Origin of the sequence: Halobacteroides halobius DSM 5150 (assembly GCF_000328625.1) — a bacterium.
Lineage (GTDB): Bacteria > Bacillota > Halanaerobiia > Halobacteroidales > Halobacteroidaceae > Halobacteroides > Halobacteroides halobius.
Map to the genome: position 1 here is coordinate 1,131,672 of NC_019978.1, position 15,264 is coordinate 1,146,935.

Consider the following 15,264-nt stretch of genomic DNA (forward strand, 5'->3'; position numbering starts at 1 on the left):
TTTATTTTAGGAAAAATTGATAATTTAATTAATAAATGAATATAGATTGATTAAGGTATTGATTTTTTAGCTAGGAGGTGGTAGAAAGTGAATTATTATATTTACGCTACCGATCATGCTATTGAGAGATACCAACAGCGCCAAAAAGCAATTAGTCGTCAAAAAGCAATTCATAATATAGTCGAAGGGGTAAAGAGGAGTCGACTAATAGGATTTGCTAATGGAGAAAGGGAGATTAGGGAGCATCGAGGAGTGATATTTGTTTGTGAACTAGAAGGAACTAAAATGAATGTAATTACTATTTTAAATAGTAAAGCAGAATTGAGGTTTGTTGAAGACAATAAATCGATATAATTTTCTATCAATTTAAAAATAATGCAGGGAACTAAGCTTTCATCGAGAAGATAATGATAGTAGATAGGAGGCTAGAAATATGGGAATTAAGTTAACAGTTATTGGCGGAAGTGGATTATATACACCTTTATTATTTGATGCTATAATTAATAATGAAGCAGGGATAGATTTTGATGAAGTTTGTTTAAATGGTAGAACGAAATCTAAACTAGAAAGAATAGGTCAGCTATCTCAAAATTTAATTGCTAAATCTGATTGTGATTTTGATGTAACTTATACAACTGACCGACAAGAGGCACTAACTGGAGCTGATATTGTTCTCTGTCAGATTAGAGTGGGGGGGATGAAGGCTAGAGCAGATGATGAAGAATTCCCGCTTACTTATGATATTATTGGAGAAGAGACGGTTGGCCCAGGAGGATTTGCTAATGCTTTACGAACAGTACCGGTTATGTTGAATTTAGCTAAAGAAGTGGAAAAATATGCTCCTGATGCTTTATTTATGAATTTAACTAATCCATGTAGTATAGTACAGCAAGCTCTTGAAGAAAAAACAAATCTTAATATAATAGGAATTTGTGATTTACCGGTTGGTATGATACAAAAAATGGCTAATTTATTAGAAGTAGATCCAGCTAAAATAGATGTTGAATATCAGGGATTAAATCATTTAGGGTGGTATACTGGAGTTTATGTAGATGGAGAGAATAAAATTGAGGAGTTAATAAATAAAGTGGAGAAATTAGAATTAGGGATTGATAGTAATTTAATTAAGAAATTAAATGCTATTCCACTACCTTATCTTAAATTTTATTATCATCATAAAAAAGAGGTTAACAAGGCTAAAAATAAAGAACAATTACGGGCTAATGAACTATTAGCTACCCAAGATGAGATTAATAACTCTTTAGAAAAGGATTTAACTAAAATTCCTGAATTAATTTATCAGCGAGGGGCTATTTGGTATTCTGATGTAATTGTTCCTTTAATCTCTGCTTTAAATCAACCTCAAGAGAAGAAATTTATAGTTAATCTTCCTAATGATGGACTAATTTCTGGAGTGGATGATGAAGTGATTGTAGAAGTTCCAGCAGTAATTAATTCTTCAGGTATTAAACCGTTACAAGTACCAAATGTTTCATTAGAAATTAAGACTATAATCCAACAGTCTGCTAATTATCGTAATTTAGCAACTCAAGCTGCTTTAAGTCAAGAAAGTAATGATATTTTACAGGCTTTAGCAGCTAATCCTCAAGTAGTAGATTATGATATTGCTTGTGAAATTTTAGAGAATAATTTGTAAATGTATTATTGAAGTTAAATATATTTTATGTTAATATGTAAATGAGTAATGTTATCAAATTTAGAAAGTAGGGATTGTGAAGATAATGACCTTAGAAGAAGCATTGCAAAAAATAAAGAAGACAGATCGAAAAGATTATGAAGCTAGAAATAAAGCAGTTTTACGTGCGATGTCTTTAGCATTGGAAAAAGGATATGAAGCAGGAATTAGGATGGATTATACCAAGCCAGAGTATCCAGTTGTTTATATTGAGTTGCCAACAGGCCAAGTTAGTTGGCATTTACCTGAGCATAGAAAAGAGTGGGATGGACATACAACAGAAGAAAAGTATAATCGAATAGAGCAGTATTTAGGTGCCTAAGTTTCAGCCATCCCAGAAGGGGTGGCTGTTAATTTGTGTGCTCTGTAGTCTATGATGATAGTAGGTGTAAGTCCTGCCTATTCTGGAAGAATGGATAATATGGTTGAGATATTGTGGCACTCACAGACGAAATGGGTGAGCAAACGGAGAAAACAAACGTCAACCTAAGTTAATAAAGAACAGGATATGAAGCCAACAGTAACAGGGTGTTCATCGTGAGATGTAATCTGAAGAGTTTGAGGCGAAAAATCAGTCCGGAACAATATGTGAACCGAAGGTGGCATTCATTAGTGACGACTCACCAAAATAATGGGGAAGTCCAAGGCTAACTTATAGACCATAGGAATATGTTAGGCTAATGAGTGTGATTATGGTCGGAATGATTGGAATATAGCATAGGTGACCAGAGGATGCTCTAATATGGTCTTTATAGAAATTTATAAAGATAAGTGATGATATAACCTGAATAGGGAAAGTCAAAGCGATGAAATATTAGAGTTCAGAAGCTATCATAGTAGTGAAAAAAAAAAATCAATGAAAGTTGATTACAGTGAAGGATAGCCAGGTTATTGAAGTTTAGAATTGAGTGTTGATGGTATTTAAATCAAAATGGTTTAAACATTGTTAAAGACAATAAGTCTTAAAAGAAATAGCGGACAGAAAATCATAACTGGAAGCGTGATGAATTTAAGAAAAACCATGACCTAAGTAGTAGTAAACTAAGAGGTGCGATTGGCGAGAGCTTAGAAGACGTGCTTAGGAATGCTACGAATATAGGGGTTTAGATATTAAGACAGGATAGGAAGAACTGGTAAGTCGTGAGGTAGGATAGGTGAAAAAAAAAATTAGTTCGCTATATAGTATAAAAGATTTAGTGACTAAGAAAAGACATTTACATTGTGCAGCTCAGAAAGTTTTGAATAATGGTGGTTGTGGAGGGATTGACGGTGTAGAAGTTGAAGAATTTAGAGAAAATTACACTAAGAATATGAGTGCTTTATATCGCCAGTTAACAGAAGATAGATATGAGCCACAACCAGTTCTAAGAACGTATATCTCAAAAGGAAATGGAGAACAAAGACCACTAGGTATTCCAGTAATTAAAGACCGAATTGCCCAACAAGCAGTGAAACAGATTCTAGAGATACACTTTGAAGAAATATTCTGCGACTGTTCTTATGGTTTTAGACCTAATAGGTCAACCGAAGATGCAATTAAGAAAGTAGAAGAATATAAAGAACAAGGTTATAATTGGGTATTAGACGCAGATGTCAAATCTTACTTTGATACAATAGACCATGAAATTTTAATGGAGCTGATAGCAGAGGAAGTAAGTGATGGTTGGATATTAGATATTATTAGGTCGTGGCTTACTATAGGTGTCATGACTGAGCAAGGAAGAGAAGAAACAACGGAGGGAACTCCACAAGGAGGCGTAATTTCTCCACTTTTAGCAAATATCTACCTACATCACTTTGATAAGAAAATGACGCGTCGAGGATATAAGATAGTTAGATTTGCCGATGACTTTATAATTATGGCTAAGAGTAAAGCTAAAGCAGAACGTGCTTTGGAAGTAACTCGCCAGATTATAGAAAATGAATTAAACTTAAGACTACATCCTCGGAAAACAGTAATTACGAATTTTGATGATGGGTTTAAATTTCTAGAATTTAGATTTTATAATGGTGATTATAAAATGCCAAAAGAGAGCTCTATTAAAAGTTTCAAGGATAAAGTAAGAAAGAAAACCAAAAGGAATAGATCAATAGGAGTAGCTGTAATGATTGATGAACTTAATTTAATTATTAGAGGTTGGGGTAATAGCTTTCTACTAGGAAATGTTAAAGGACTATATAAAAAGTTAGATGGTTGGATAAGAATGAGAGTACGTTGTTTTATAGAAGGAAAGAAGGCGAAAGGACAGAATTATCGCCTTCCTAATAAAATATTAAGAGATTTAGGACTAGAATCACTGCTTACCGATGTGCTTTAGACAAGAGTAAAATATACATTTGTGGCAACACAAAGACGATAACTTACTCTCTGTTAAGGAGCAACAATGACCGAAAGCTGTATACGGGAGAACCGTACGTGCAGTTTGACAAGAGGTCCCAGCCGTGAGGCTGGTCCTACTTTATTTTTGAAGTAGGCAGGATAATTTTTGAATTTTGTTTAATAATATATATGATAACTATTTTTCGAAAGGAGTGATAGTATGGCAAAAATATTAACTGCACCAGGAAAGTATATACAAGGGAAAGGAACTTTAAAAGAATTAGGTAAGTATGTAGGGGATTTAGGAAATAATGTATTAGCCATTTGTGATGAATTTATCTTAGATTCTTTCTCTAAGCAGATTAAAGTTGGATTAGAGGATGAGCAATTGCGATTAGGAAAATTTAATGGTGAATGTTCTAGAGCTGAAATAGATAGGTTAAAGGAGTTGGCCCAGGCTGAAGAAGCTGAGGTTATAATTGGGATCGGTGGCGGTAAGACTTTAGATACAGCTAAAGCTGTTTCCTATTATACTAATTTACCAGTAGCTATTGTACCAACTATTGCAGCTACTGATGCACCTTGTAGTGCTTTATCTGTAATTTATACTGAGGAAGGTGTATTTGAAGAGTATTTATTTTTACCATCTAACCCTAATTTAGTAATAATGGATACAAAAGTAATAGCTCAAGCCCCAGTAGAGTTTTTAATAGCAGGAATAGGAGATGCCTTAGCCACTTATTTTGAGGCTGAAGCTTGTAGTGTAACGAGAGTAGATAATATTGCTGGAGGAAGTCAAACTGCTGCAGCTTTAAACTTGGCCCAATTATGTTATGAAACTCTCTTAGATTATGGAGTAACAGCTAAAAAAGCAGTAGAAGCTGGGGGGGTTACAGAAGCTGTAGAAAAAATTGTTGAAGCTAATACTTTATTAAGTGGATTAGGTTTTGAGAGTGGTGGCTTAGCAGCTGCTCATGCTATTCATAATGGATTTACTGTATTAGAGAAGACACACAGTAAAACTCATGGTGAAAAAGTAGCGTATTCTACCATTGTACAGCTTGTTTTAGAAGATAGGCCACCTCGAGTAATTGAACAAGTAATTAATTTTTGTAAAGAGGTTGGTTTACCAACAACTTTAGCTGATTTAGGAATTGAGCAAGCAACTGAAGAAGGTATATTAGAAGTAGCTAAAGCTAGTTGTGTCGAAGATGAAACAATCCATAATATGCCCTTTGAAGTAACTCCTGGTCTAGTTAAAGATGCTATCTTAGCAGTTGATAAATTAAGCAGATAAACAGAGGTGATTTTATGTTAAGGGAATATAATGTAACTAATATTTATCAAGGGCGATTAGAGACTGGTGATGATTTATTGGCAGAACTAACAAAACTGGTTAAAGAAAAGGGAATTGAAGCAGGAAAAGTATCTGCTATTGGTGCTGTTAAGCAGGCTACTTTATCGTATTATGACCAAGAAAAACAACAGTATAATGAAAAAGAATTTAATCAACCATTAGAAATTATCAGTTTCTTAGGTAATATTTCTTTAAAGGATGGTGAGCCAATAATTCATGCTCATATTTCATTAGGAGATGAAGAAGGAGAATTATACGGTGGCCATTTAGCTTCTGAAACTATTGTTTTTGCTTGTGAGTTTATAATTGAAGAGTATGAAGGAAAGCCGTTTAAAAGAGGTTATCATGAAACTACTGGTTTACCTTTATGGCAAAAATAAGAAGCACAGAAAGGCATATTTTTAATTTCATAATAATAATATTCAGTAAATAGGAGGGATATTATATTATGAAATTGATTAAAAGATGGTTTGATTTAGAACTTCATACTAAAATTTTAATTGGGTTAATTTTAGGTATTATACTAGGTTTTATTTTAGGGCCAACGGCTAAAGCACTTAAACCTTTTGGTAGTCTATTTATTAGACTAATTAGAATGGTAATTATTCCTTTAGTCTTTTCTTCTCTAGTGGTTGGAGCTGCTAGTATAGGAGACCCTAAAAGTCTGGGGCGGATTGGTGGAAAAACAATAGCTTTTTATTTAGTTACTACTGCTTTTGCAGTAATAATCGGGTTATTAATGGGAAATATTCTACAGCCAGGTGTAAATTTAAATATGGATGTAGGTCAAGTAACAATGCAAGCTAAAGAACCGCCTGCTTTAAGTGAAACTTTATTAAATATTGTTCCTAAAAATCCTATTATGGCTTTACAACAAGGAAATATGTTACAAATTATTGTTTTTTCTTTAGTATTAGGGGTTACTCTTACTTTAATTGGAGATAAAGGTAAACCAGTATTAGAATTTTTTGATTCTTTAGCAGAAACTATGTATAAAATGACAGCAATGGTAATGGAACTTGCTCCTTATGGTGTATTAGCTTTAATTGCTTCGGTAGTTGGATCTTTTGGGTTATCTGTTTTACTGCCCTTAATAAAGGTTATAATAGCTGTTTATATCGGATGTTTAATCCACTGGTTGATTACTTATGGTGGAGCAATTAAATTTTTCTCTCAACTAAAAATAACAGAGTTTTTCAAAGGAATTTCTAGTGCTCAAATTTTTGCTTTTAGTACTTGTAGTAGTTCAGGAACTTTACCAGTTACAACTAAGTGTTGTCGAGAAAATTTGGGAGCATCTGATAAAATTACTAGTTTTGTTTTACCATTAGGTGCTACAGTTAATATGGATGGAACTGCTTTATACCAAGGGGTTTGTGCCTTGTTTGTAGCTCAAGTATATGGTTTAGACCTTAGTATAGCCCAGCAATTGGTGGTTGTTTTAACAGCTACTTTAGCTTCTATTGGTACAGCAGGGGTTCCTTCAGCAGGATTAATCATGTTAACTTTAACTTTAAAGAGTGTGGGATTACCTTTAGAAGGAGTGGCCTTAATTGCAGGCATTGATCGGATTTTGGATATGGCCAGAACTGTAACTAATATTACAGGAGATAGTGCTGCTACTGTAATTGTAGGTTCTTCTGAAGATGAAATTGATTTAGAAGTTGCTAATAATAAGGTGGTTAATACCTAAAGCTAATCCTCCCTAGTTGGGGAGGATTTTTTATTTATTATTTAAATTATCTGCCACAAATAGACCCCGAGGATTCCTCCACCTACTATTAGTAATAAGTGAACTTCAAATAGTGCCAATAGGACAGAAATAAGTCCTCCTACAATTGCAGATGTCTGACTATTAGTGGAGTTTAAAATACCTGGAAAGATTAGAGCACTCAAAGCAGCGAAAGGGATGAATTCTAGGACCCGCTTTAAAAAAGGTGGTAATTTAATATTTTTAAGTAGGGCTAAGGGTATCATTCTAGGTAAATAGGTAACAATGCCCATGGCAACTATCAATAATATTAGATAACTCATTCTCTATCAACTCCTGTAGGAAAGATAATTGCTCCAATCATTGCTGTAGATAAGGTTGTAATTATAATTGACCAACCAGTGGATATGTTACTAAACAAAGGTATCCAATATAAGCTAGAATTAATTATAATAGCGATTATAAAAATTCCAAATATTACTTTAGATTTTTTTAGACTAGGAATAAGTAGCCCAATAAACATTACATAAAGGGCAATACCCATACTATTTTGAACTACCTCTGGTAAACTTGCCCCTAAAAAGACGCCAATTGCAGTTCCTAAGACCCAAGCACTATAGCTAATTAAATTTAGTCCTAATAAAAATTTTGCTGTTAATTCTTTTTCAGGTCGCAAGGATGCTACCGAAAAAGTTTCATCAGTAATTCCAAAAGCCAATATAGCTCGCCATTTTTGTGATACTTCTTTATTAATCTTCTGAGAAATGGAAGCTGACATTAAAAAATGTCTTAAATTGATAATAAAAGTAGTCATTACAATCTCCCAATAACCAGTCTGTAAGGCTAATAAATTGACTGCTATAAATTGGCTGGCTCCAGCAAAGACCAGCAAAGACATTAAGATACTAATCGAGTTAGGTATTCCGGCTGACTTAGAAACTAAGCCAAAGGCTATTGCTATTGGAATATAGCCAAGGGCAATAGGAATTCCTTTTTTAAGTCCTGAGCTAAAGGATAAATTAGTGTCTTCTGCATAGGTTATTTCTTTTGTAAAAGAATTTTCATTCTTCATTCCTAAATACTCCTTTCTTAGGTGCAGTTATCAGTTATCAGTAAAGTATTAAATCAAAATAATTTTCACTTGCGTTAATGCATGGCAAAATTAATTCTTTGATTTAGGATCATAAAAAATTAGTAGGAACACGATAAATCGTATCCCTACTAGAGTTATTATCTATATAGTTATTTTAATCTTAAAATACAAATTCTATATCAGATAATCTATCTTTGATTTCTGCAAGAACTCTCTTTTCTTCAGCTTTATCTTCAGCTTCAAAAGTAACTGAGAAACGAACAAAGTTTCCGGCATCATCCCAAGGTACTGTTGAAATTAATTTTTCTTTAATTAAGAATTGAGAGAAATCTTCAGCAGTTGCAAACTTCTTACCACCTTTAGTTCCTTTAGGGATTTCAACATATAAATAGAAAGAACCTTTAGGTTTTTGAGCATCAAATCCGAGTTCTTGTAGGCCATCAGCTAACATTTCATGGCGTCTAGAATATTTTTGGGCCGTTTTTTCTGTTATTTCTGGATGTTCTAAAGCATAGACTCCTGCTTTTTGAATAGCTCTAAACTGACCTGAATCATTATTATCTTTAACAGTAGCAAAAGCTTTAACTACTTTTTCATTACCTGCTACAAAGGCTAATCTCCAACCAGTCATATTAAATGATTTAGATAAAGATTGAATCTCAATTCCTACTTCTTTAGCTCCTGGAATTGATAAGAAACTTAGTGGTTCATTATCATCAAATACTAAACCAGCATATGCAGCATCATGAATAACTACAATATTATTTTCTTTAGCAAATTCGATCACTTCTTCAAAGAATTCCCGAGTTGCAGATGCACCAGTAGGATTATTAGGATAATTTAAATAAAGTAACTTAGCTCTTTCTTTTTGTTCTGTAGTTAAGTCATTTAAGTTAGGAAGGAAATTATTTTCTTTTAATAACGGTAGCTCAACTACTTCTCCTTGATACCATTTGGTATGAGTTCCTAAAACTGGATAACCTGGAGTAGTCATAATTGTAATATCTCCTGGATTAATAAAAGCACTAGGAAGCATAGCTAAAGCTGGTTTTGAACCAATTGAATGATTTACTTCTGTTTCATTATCTAATCCAGTAACTCCAAATACTTCCTCCATATAATTAACTGCAGCATCTTTAAACTGCTGGATGCCATTATCAGCATAGAACCTATTTTCGGGCTTTTGGGCTTCTTGATATAAGATCTCTACTACTTTATCATCAGCCATCCAATCAGGTTCTCCAACCCCCATATCAATTAATTCCACATCAGGATTTTCTTTCTTTGCTTGTCTTTTGGCCCTCTTAATTTTCTCAAACTTATAAATATCATTGTCTTTTCCGAATTCTTTTCCTCCGATTCGTTCTGCAAATAAATTTTGAATATAGTTTTCTTGTGACATATGTAGATTCTCCCTTCTCTAATATCTAGTATTCAATATATAATTATATAATATTATTTACATTATTCAAATGATTTAGTAGAAATAAAAGATTTTTATTAATAAATTTTAATTATTTGTTTGATTTTGAAGGGAAGATACTATTCCTGTCGAAGATAATAAGTAGTATCTTATTTGGAAGGGAGGAATTAATATTTCATATTTTGAATTATTAGTTCAAGATAGTAATTATTTTATACTATCTATTAGTGGTTTAATAATTATTATGTTGCTAAGTTTGTTATTTAAAAAAGAGGAAGAGGAAGTTGAGTATGATACTTTAATTTCTAAGTTAAGGAGTAATCTTAAACAAGGATTGTCATTAGTTGATCAGTTAGAGGATATTCATATAAAACAGAGGTTGCTTTTAGAAGGAAAGAAGGATTTAGAAAAGAAAATTTATTTAAAGGTAAAAAAAGCAATAATAGAAGGGGATTTTTTTAAACAGCTGTTAGCTAAATCTATCAATTCAGAATGCGAAGTTAAAAAACAGGCAATTTCAATTTTAATGGAGCATAAAACCCCTCAAACAGTTGATTATTTAATTCCTTTTTTATATGATGATAATCTTGAAATAAAGAATTTAGTGATTGAAGAATTAGCTAAGGTAAATAATACTAAAGCAGTTACAACTTTAGTAAATTATTTAGATTATTGTAATGAAGTAGCAACCCAACAAACTTTAAGACAAGCTTTTTATAATTTAGGTTCTAAATGTGTGCCTAAATTATTAGAGTTAATTGACTCTGAAACAAAACATTTAAATTGGATTGTTAAATTGTTAGGTGAGATTGGAGATGAAGAAATTATAGATCCCTTATTAGAGCTGTTAGAGAAACATTCTAAGCCTGAAATAAGGGTAGGGGCTACCAAAAGTTTATCTCAGTTTTTAGATTATCCTCGGGTGTTTAATAGTTTGTTAGTAGCACTTGAAGATCAAGATTGTCATGTTAGAGCTCAAATAGTTAAGTTATTAAGCAAGATAGATAATTCAGAAATTCTATCTTATATTTATTATATGCTTGATGATACTAGTGGAATTGTAAGAAGTAATGCTGCCAGAGCATTATTAGAGTCAGGAAATGAAGGGATTAAGTATCTTATCTTAGGTGCTGAGAAAAAAGAATCGCCAGAGGTTTTAAGGTGTTTAAAAGAGGTAGATACTTTAAAATTAATTAAGATAATAAAAGAAGATTATCAAACAGATGATTTTAATGAAAATTCTGCTGTGTTAAGAGTAATAGATGATTCAGATGATGAAAAATTAACAGGATAAAAAAGGACTGGAGGGCTAACCTCCAGTCTAATTTTTTTGGGAATTGTTTTTTTTAGCTTTTTGTTCTAATTCTGCCTGATGGGCCATTACTTCTTCTTCTAATTGCTTAGACTTTACATAATAAAAGCTATCTTCATAGCACATACTGATCACCTCACAAGTTTTTGCTTGCTCGGCTACTCAATACTTTAGGTATTTAAGAGAGACCTTCTACTAAATTACTATCTTCTACTTATATTATATAAAAATTTAGTTAAATTGTTAATAGTTAGATTGATTTATTTTATACTTTGGATGTAAAATAAAATTAAAACTTCCATATCAGGATAATATTTGACATTTAATGGATAAAGCATTATAATTTAATTGATTTCAAGAAATATATAATGGATTAATTTTAGTTAATACTAATTATATGTTTTTAATGTCTGGAGGATAAACATGAAAAAAAATAAGTTAAAGATTTTATTTGTATCATCTGAAGTAGTTCCTTTTGCTAAAACTGGAGGATTAGCTGATGTTGCAGGTTCTTTACCACAAGAAATTAGTCGTATGGGACATGATATTCGAGTAGTAATGCCTGAATATAGTCAAATTGCTGATGAATATTTAAATCAACTAGAACATAAGCTTCATTTTAGAACTAAGGTTGGTTGGCGAGATGATTATGTTGGAGTTAATAGTTTAGAGAATAATGGAGTAACGACTTATTTTATTGATAATAAAAATTACTTTGATTCTCCAACAATGTATGAAGGTAAAGATAAGCATATCAGATTTTCTTTCTTTTGCCGAGCTGTATTGGAGATGTTGCCTAAGATTGATTTTCAACCGGATATTATTCACTGCAATGATTGGCAGACTGGCCCATTAAGTATGATGTTAAAAGAGAATTATAAAATCTATGATTTCTATAAGGATATTAAAACAGTATATACTATACATAACTTACGCTACCAAGGAATATTTGATAAAAGTATTTTAGAAGATACGTTATCTTTACACTCTAATCATTGGTATTCTGGTGCTATAAGACATGATGGTTGCATCAATTATATGAAGATGGGCATTAATATGTCAGATGTTATTAATACAGTTAGTAAGACCTATGCCCAAGAGATTAAAAGTCCTTATTTTGGAGAAGGACTGGATTATACTATGAGAATGAATGATGATGATTTGTATGGGATAGTTAATGGAATTGATTATGATGATTATAATCCGGCTACTGATGAGCATATTTATGCTAATTATAATGTAAATGATTTAACAGGAAAAAGAAAGAATAAACTAAAGTTACAAGAGCAAATGGGTTTACCACAATGTGATGATATACCAATAATTGGTGTGGTATCTAGATTGGTTGATCAAAAAGGATTAGATTTAATTTCTTGTGTAATTGATGAATTATTACAAGAAGATATACAATTCGTATTATTAGGAACTGGGGCAGATAAATATGAACAAAGGTTTAGAGAAATAGGTCAACTTTACCCTAATAAGATGGCAGCTAATATTAAATATGATGCTGCGTTAGCTCGTAAAATTTATGCGGGGAGTGATATGTTCTTGATGCCCTCTGAGTTTGAACCATGTGGCCTAGGTCAATTAATTAGTTTAAGATATGGAACTATTCCAGTAGTTAGAGAAACGGGTGGGTTAAATGATACTGTCCAGTCTTATAATGGAGTAACTGGGGCAGGAAATGGCTTTAGTTTCACTAATTATAATGCCCATGATATGTTATATACTATCCAAAGAGCAATTTATTTTTATCATAATCAACCTGATGTATGGGCCAAATTAGTTAAAAAGGCTATGAAAGGAGATTATAGTTGGAAAAACTCCGCTTTAGAATATCTTAATTTATATCGAAAGTTAGAAGCTGGTGATAAGAAAGAAGTAGATTCTTTTTCTGACAGAGAAGAAGTAGACTTAAGAGTATAAGGTTATAATTTAAGGAGGGAGAATTTAATGTCAGAAGTACAAGAAATTAGTATTAATCAATTACAGCAACAAGGAGAGGTAAATAGTAGTGGAGGACAGAGTAGTCAAACTGTTCAAAAGAAACAACAAGAAGAGAAAAAATTAACAAAAGATATTACTAGTATTTATCAGTTGCCTAATGATTATCAGGATAATAAATTAGTACTGCAGGTTAAAAATCCTCAAACAGCTTATTTATATTGGAATTATAATCAAGACCAACTAGAGCATATAGCTAAACAGGCTGGATATCAAAACTTATCTCAGGTACCATTTACTTTAAAGTTAATTGAGTTAGATACAGCTAATAACTACCATGTTACAGTCGATTTAAAAGCTAAACAATGGTATTTAAATGATTTAAATCCTGGTCATACTTATCAAGTTAAATTAGGCTTATTAGATCGACAGGGTAATTTTTATACAGTCATGACATCTAATAGACTCTTACAACCTCGTAATACCATCAGCAATATTTTAGATAAAAGATGGATGACTGTAGAAGAAGAAGTAAAACAGATTTATTGGTTATCTGGTGTTTATAGTACTGAAGACTATAGTTCATCAAAGGTAGCTAATAAACTGAAAGAAGTTGATATTTTAGCATTATCTGAAGCTGAGTTAGAAAAGAATTATAGTTCATTTGAATTATACTAATCTATTTACTAAAAAATTATGTATTAATTAGGAGTGATAATTATGGGAGAAGAAAAAGGATATTTATCTCTAGTATTACATGCTCATTTACCATATGTACGTCATCCAGAACACGAAGAATTTATGGAAGAAAAGTGGCTATTTGAAGCAATTACTGAAACTTATATTCCTTTATTAGATCATTTTGAGAGTTTACATAAAGATGGAATAGATTATAGATTGACTATGTCTTTGACGCCGCCTTTAATTTCCATGTTAACAGATTCTTTATTACAAAAGAGATATCTAAGGCACCTTGATAAATTAATCGAGCTAGCTTATAAAGAGATAACAAGAACTAAAAATCGACCTAAGTTAAATAAAACTGCTTATCATTACTTAAATAGGTTTAAAAAATCACGAGAAATTTTTACGGATTATTATGATTGTAATTTAGTTAAAGGATTTAAGAAGTTTCAAGACCTAGGTTATTTAGAAATAATAACTTGTGGTGCTACACATGGTTATTTACCATTAATGCAACAGTATCCAGAGGCTGTTAGAGCACAAATAGAAGTAGCAATAAATACGCATAAAAAACATTTAGGGCAAGCTCCAAGAGGGATTTGGCTTCCAGAGTGTGCATATTATCCTGGGGTTGATAAAATACTAAAAGAGTATGGAATTAAGTTCTTTGTAGTTGATACCCATGGTATTTTACATGCTAAACCTAGACCTAAATATGGTGTTTTTTCTCCTATTTATACTGAATCTGGTGTAGCAGCTTTTGCTAGAGATCAAGAATCTTCTCGTCAAGTCTGGAGTTCTAAGTCAGGCTACCCAGGTGATCATAATTATCGTGAGTTTTATCGTGATATAGGTTTTGATGCTCCGCTAGATTATATTGAACCATATATTAATCCAGATGGAATTAGAATGAACACAGGTATTAAATATTATAAAATCACAGGAGATAAGACTAGTTTAGATAATAAAGAGCCTTATGATTACGAAGTAGCTCTTGAGAGGACTGCAAATCATGCTGGTGATTTTTTATCTAGAAGAATTGAGCAAATAGAGCATCTAGATAATTTAATGGATCGTAAACCAGTTATTTTATCACCATATGATGCTGAATTATTTGGACATTGGTGGTATGAAGGTCCTGATTTCTTAAATTATTTAATTAGAAAGACAGCTTGTGACCAAGATAAAGTTAAGTTGATTTCACCTGTTGATTATTTAGAGGAATACCCTAAAAATCAGGTATGTCAGCCACCGATGTGTAGTTGGGGGGCTAATGGTTATAATGATGTCTGGTTAGATGATAGTAATGATTGGATTTATCGTCATTTGCACCAAGCGACAGAAAAGATGATTGAATTAGCTACAGATATTGATAATCCAGCTCATTGTACAGAACGTGCCTTAAATCAAATGGCTCGAGAATTGTTATTGGCCCAAAGTAGTGATTGGGCATTTATAATGATGACAGGAACTACTGTAGAATACGCTGTATATCGTACTAAAGCACACATTCATCGTTTATCTAAGCTCTATGATCAAATTAAAACGGGAACAGTTGACCAAGATTGGTTAGCTGAGTTGGAGTGGAAGGACAATATTTTTCCAGAAATCGATTATAAAGTCTATAGCCAAGATCATCAAGTGCAAATTAAGGGGGAGTGTGAAGAAATAGAGATTATAGCTACTTAATATTGAGTAATAGTTTGATAGAATGCTAGAGG

At 32.2% G+C, this 15,264-nt stretch carries 14 protein-coding genes; 11 read left to right on the forward strand and 3 right to left on the reverse strand.

Annotation, left to right across the window (positions count from 1 at the left end; genetic code table 11):
• Positions 1-87 precede the first annotated feature (87 nt).
• The 7 genes from HALHA_RS05555 (at position 88) to HALHA_RS05585 (ending at position 7,066) form a co-directional block, all read left to right on the forward strand.
• The gene (locus HALHA_RS05555; protein WP_015326804.1) at positions 88-354 is read left to right on the forward strand and encodes a hypothetical protein; all 267 of its coding nucleotides are present in this window, start codon (positions 88-90) and stop codon (positions 352-354) included.
• A gap of 79 nt (positions 355-433) precedes the next feature.
• The gene (locus HALHA_RS05560) at positions 434-1,657 is read left to right on the forward strand and encodes a family 4 glycosyl hydrolase (protein ID WP_015326805.1); all 1,224 of its coding nucleotides are present in this window, start codon (positions 434-436) and stop codon (positions 1,655-1,657) included.
• An 85-nt stretch (positions 1,658-1,742) separates the two neighbouring features.
• On the forward strand, positions 1,743-2,018 hold the full coding sequence (locus tag HALHA_RS05565) for a hypothetical protein (RefSeq protein WP_015326806.1): 276 nt from the start codon (positions 1,743-1,745) through the stop codon (positions 2,016-2,018).
• 832 nt (positions 2,019-2,850) lie between these two features.
• Positions 2,851-4,014 (forward strand): group II intron reverse transcriptase/maturase, encoded by a 1,164-nt coding sequence (gene ltrA / locus HALHA_RS05570; protein ID WP_015326807.1) that lies wholly within the window; start codon positions 2,851-2,853, stop codon positions 4,012-4,014.
• A gap of 222 nt (positions 4,015-4,236) precedes the next feature.
• Positions 4,237-5,313 carry a glycerol dehydrogenase gene (locus HALHA_RS05575; protein ID WP_015326808.1) on the forward strand — a complete coding sequence of 359 codons (1,077 nt, stop codon included), beginning with the start codon at positions 4,237-4,239 and terminating at the stop codon, positions 5,311-5,313.
• A 14-nt stretch (positions 5,314-5,327) separates the two neighbouring features.
• Complete coding sequence (locus HALHA_RS05580) at positions 5,328-5,753, forward strand: PPC domain-containing DNA-binding protein (protein ID WP_015326809.1); 426 nt, start codon at positions 5,328-5,330, stop codon at positions 5,751-5,753.
• Positions 5,754-5,821: 68 nt separating this feature from the next.
• Positions 5,822-7,066 (forward strand): dicarboxylate/amino acid:cation symporter, encoded by a 1,245-nt coding sequence (locus tag HALHA_RS05585; protein ID WP_015326810.1) that lies wholly within the window; start codon positions 5,822-5,824, stop codon positions 7,064-7,066.
• 41 nt (positions 7,067-7,107) lie between these two features.
• On the opposite strand, the gene HALHA_RS05590 is transcribed toward HALHA_RS05585, so the two are convergent.
• The 3 genes from HALHA_RS05590 to HALHA_RS05600 form a co-directional block, all read right to left on the reverse strand.
• Positions 7,108-7,407, reverse strand: a complete 300-nt coding sequence (locus HALHA_RS05590) for an AzlD domain-containing protein (protein ID WP_015326811.1) — start codon at positions 7,405-7,407, stop codon at positions 7,108-7,110.
• Positions 7,404-8,156, reverse strand: coding sequence for an AzlC family ABC transporter permease (locus HALHA_RS05595; RefSeq protein ID WP_015326812.1), 753 nt, complete (start codon positions 8,154-8,156; stop codon positions 7,404-7,406). The genes HALHA_RS05590 and HALHA_RS05595 overlap by 4 nt, the downstream gene beginning before the upstream one ends.
• A gap of 181 nt (positions 8,157-8,337) precedes the next feature.
• Positions 8,338-9,579 carry an LL-diaminopimelate aminotransferase gene (locus HALHA_RS05600; protein WP_015326813.1) on the reverse strand — a complete coding sequence of 414 codons (1,242 nt, stop codon included), beginning with the start codon at positions 9,577-9,579 and terminating at the stop codon, positions 8,338-8,340.
• Positions 9,580-9,844: 265 nt separating this feature from the next.
• Here HALHA_RS05600 and HALHA_RS05605 point away from each other — a divergent pair, with 265 nt between their 5' ends.
• From HALHA_RS05605 to HALHA_RS05620, 4 genes are all read left to right on the forward strand, one after another.
• A complete protein-coding gene (locus HALHA_RS05605) occupies positions 9,845-10,894 on the forward strand; it encodes a HEAT repeat domain-containing protein (RefSeq protein ID WP_015326814.1) in 1,050 nt (349 codons plus the stop codon).
• A gap of 441 nt (positions 10,895-11,335) precedes the next feature.
• A complete protein-coding gene (glgA, locus tag HALHA_RS05610; protein ID WP_015326816.1) occupies positions 11,336-12,841 on the forward strand; it encodes a glycogen synthase GlgA in 1,506 nt (501 codons plus the stop codon).
• A 27-nt stretch (positions 12,842-12,868) separates the two neighbouring features.
• Positions 12,869-13,537, forward strand: a complete 669-nt coding sequence (locus tag HALHA_RS05615; RefSeq protein WP_015326817.1) for a DUF4912 domain-containing protein — start codon at positions 12,869-12,871, stop codon at positions 13,535-13,537.
• A 42-nt stretch (positions 13,538-13,579) separates the two neighbouring features.
• Positions 13,580-15,232 (forward strand): glycoside hydrolase family 57 protein, encoded by a 1,653-nt coding sequence (locus HALHA_RS05620; protein ID WP_015326818.1) that lies wholly within the window; start codon positions 13,580-13,582, stop codon positions 15,230-15,232.
• Positions 15,233-15,264: the final 32 nt, after the last annotated feature.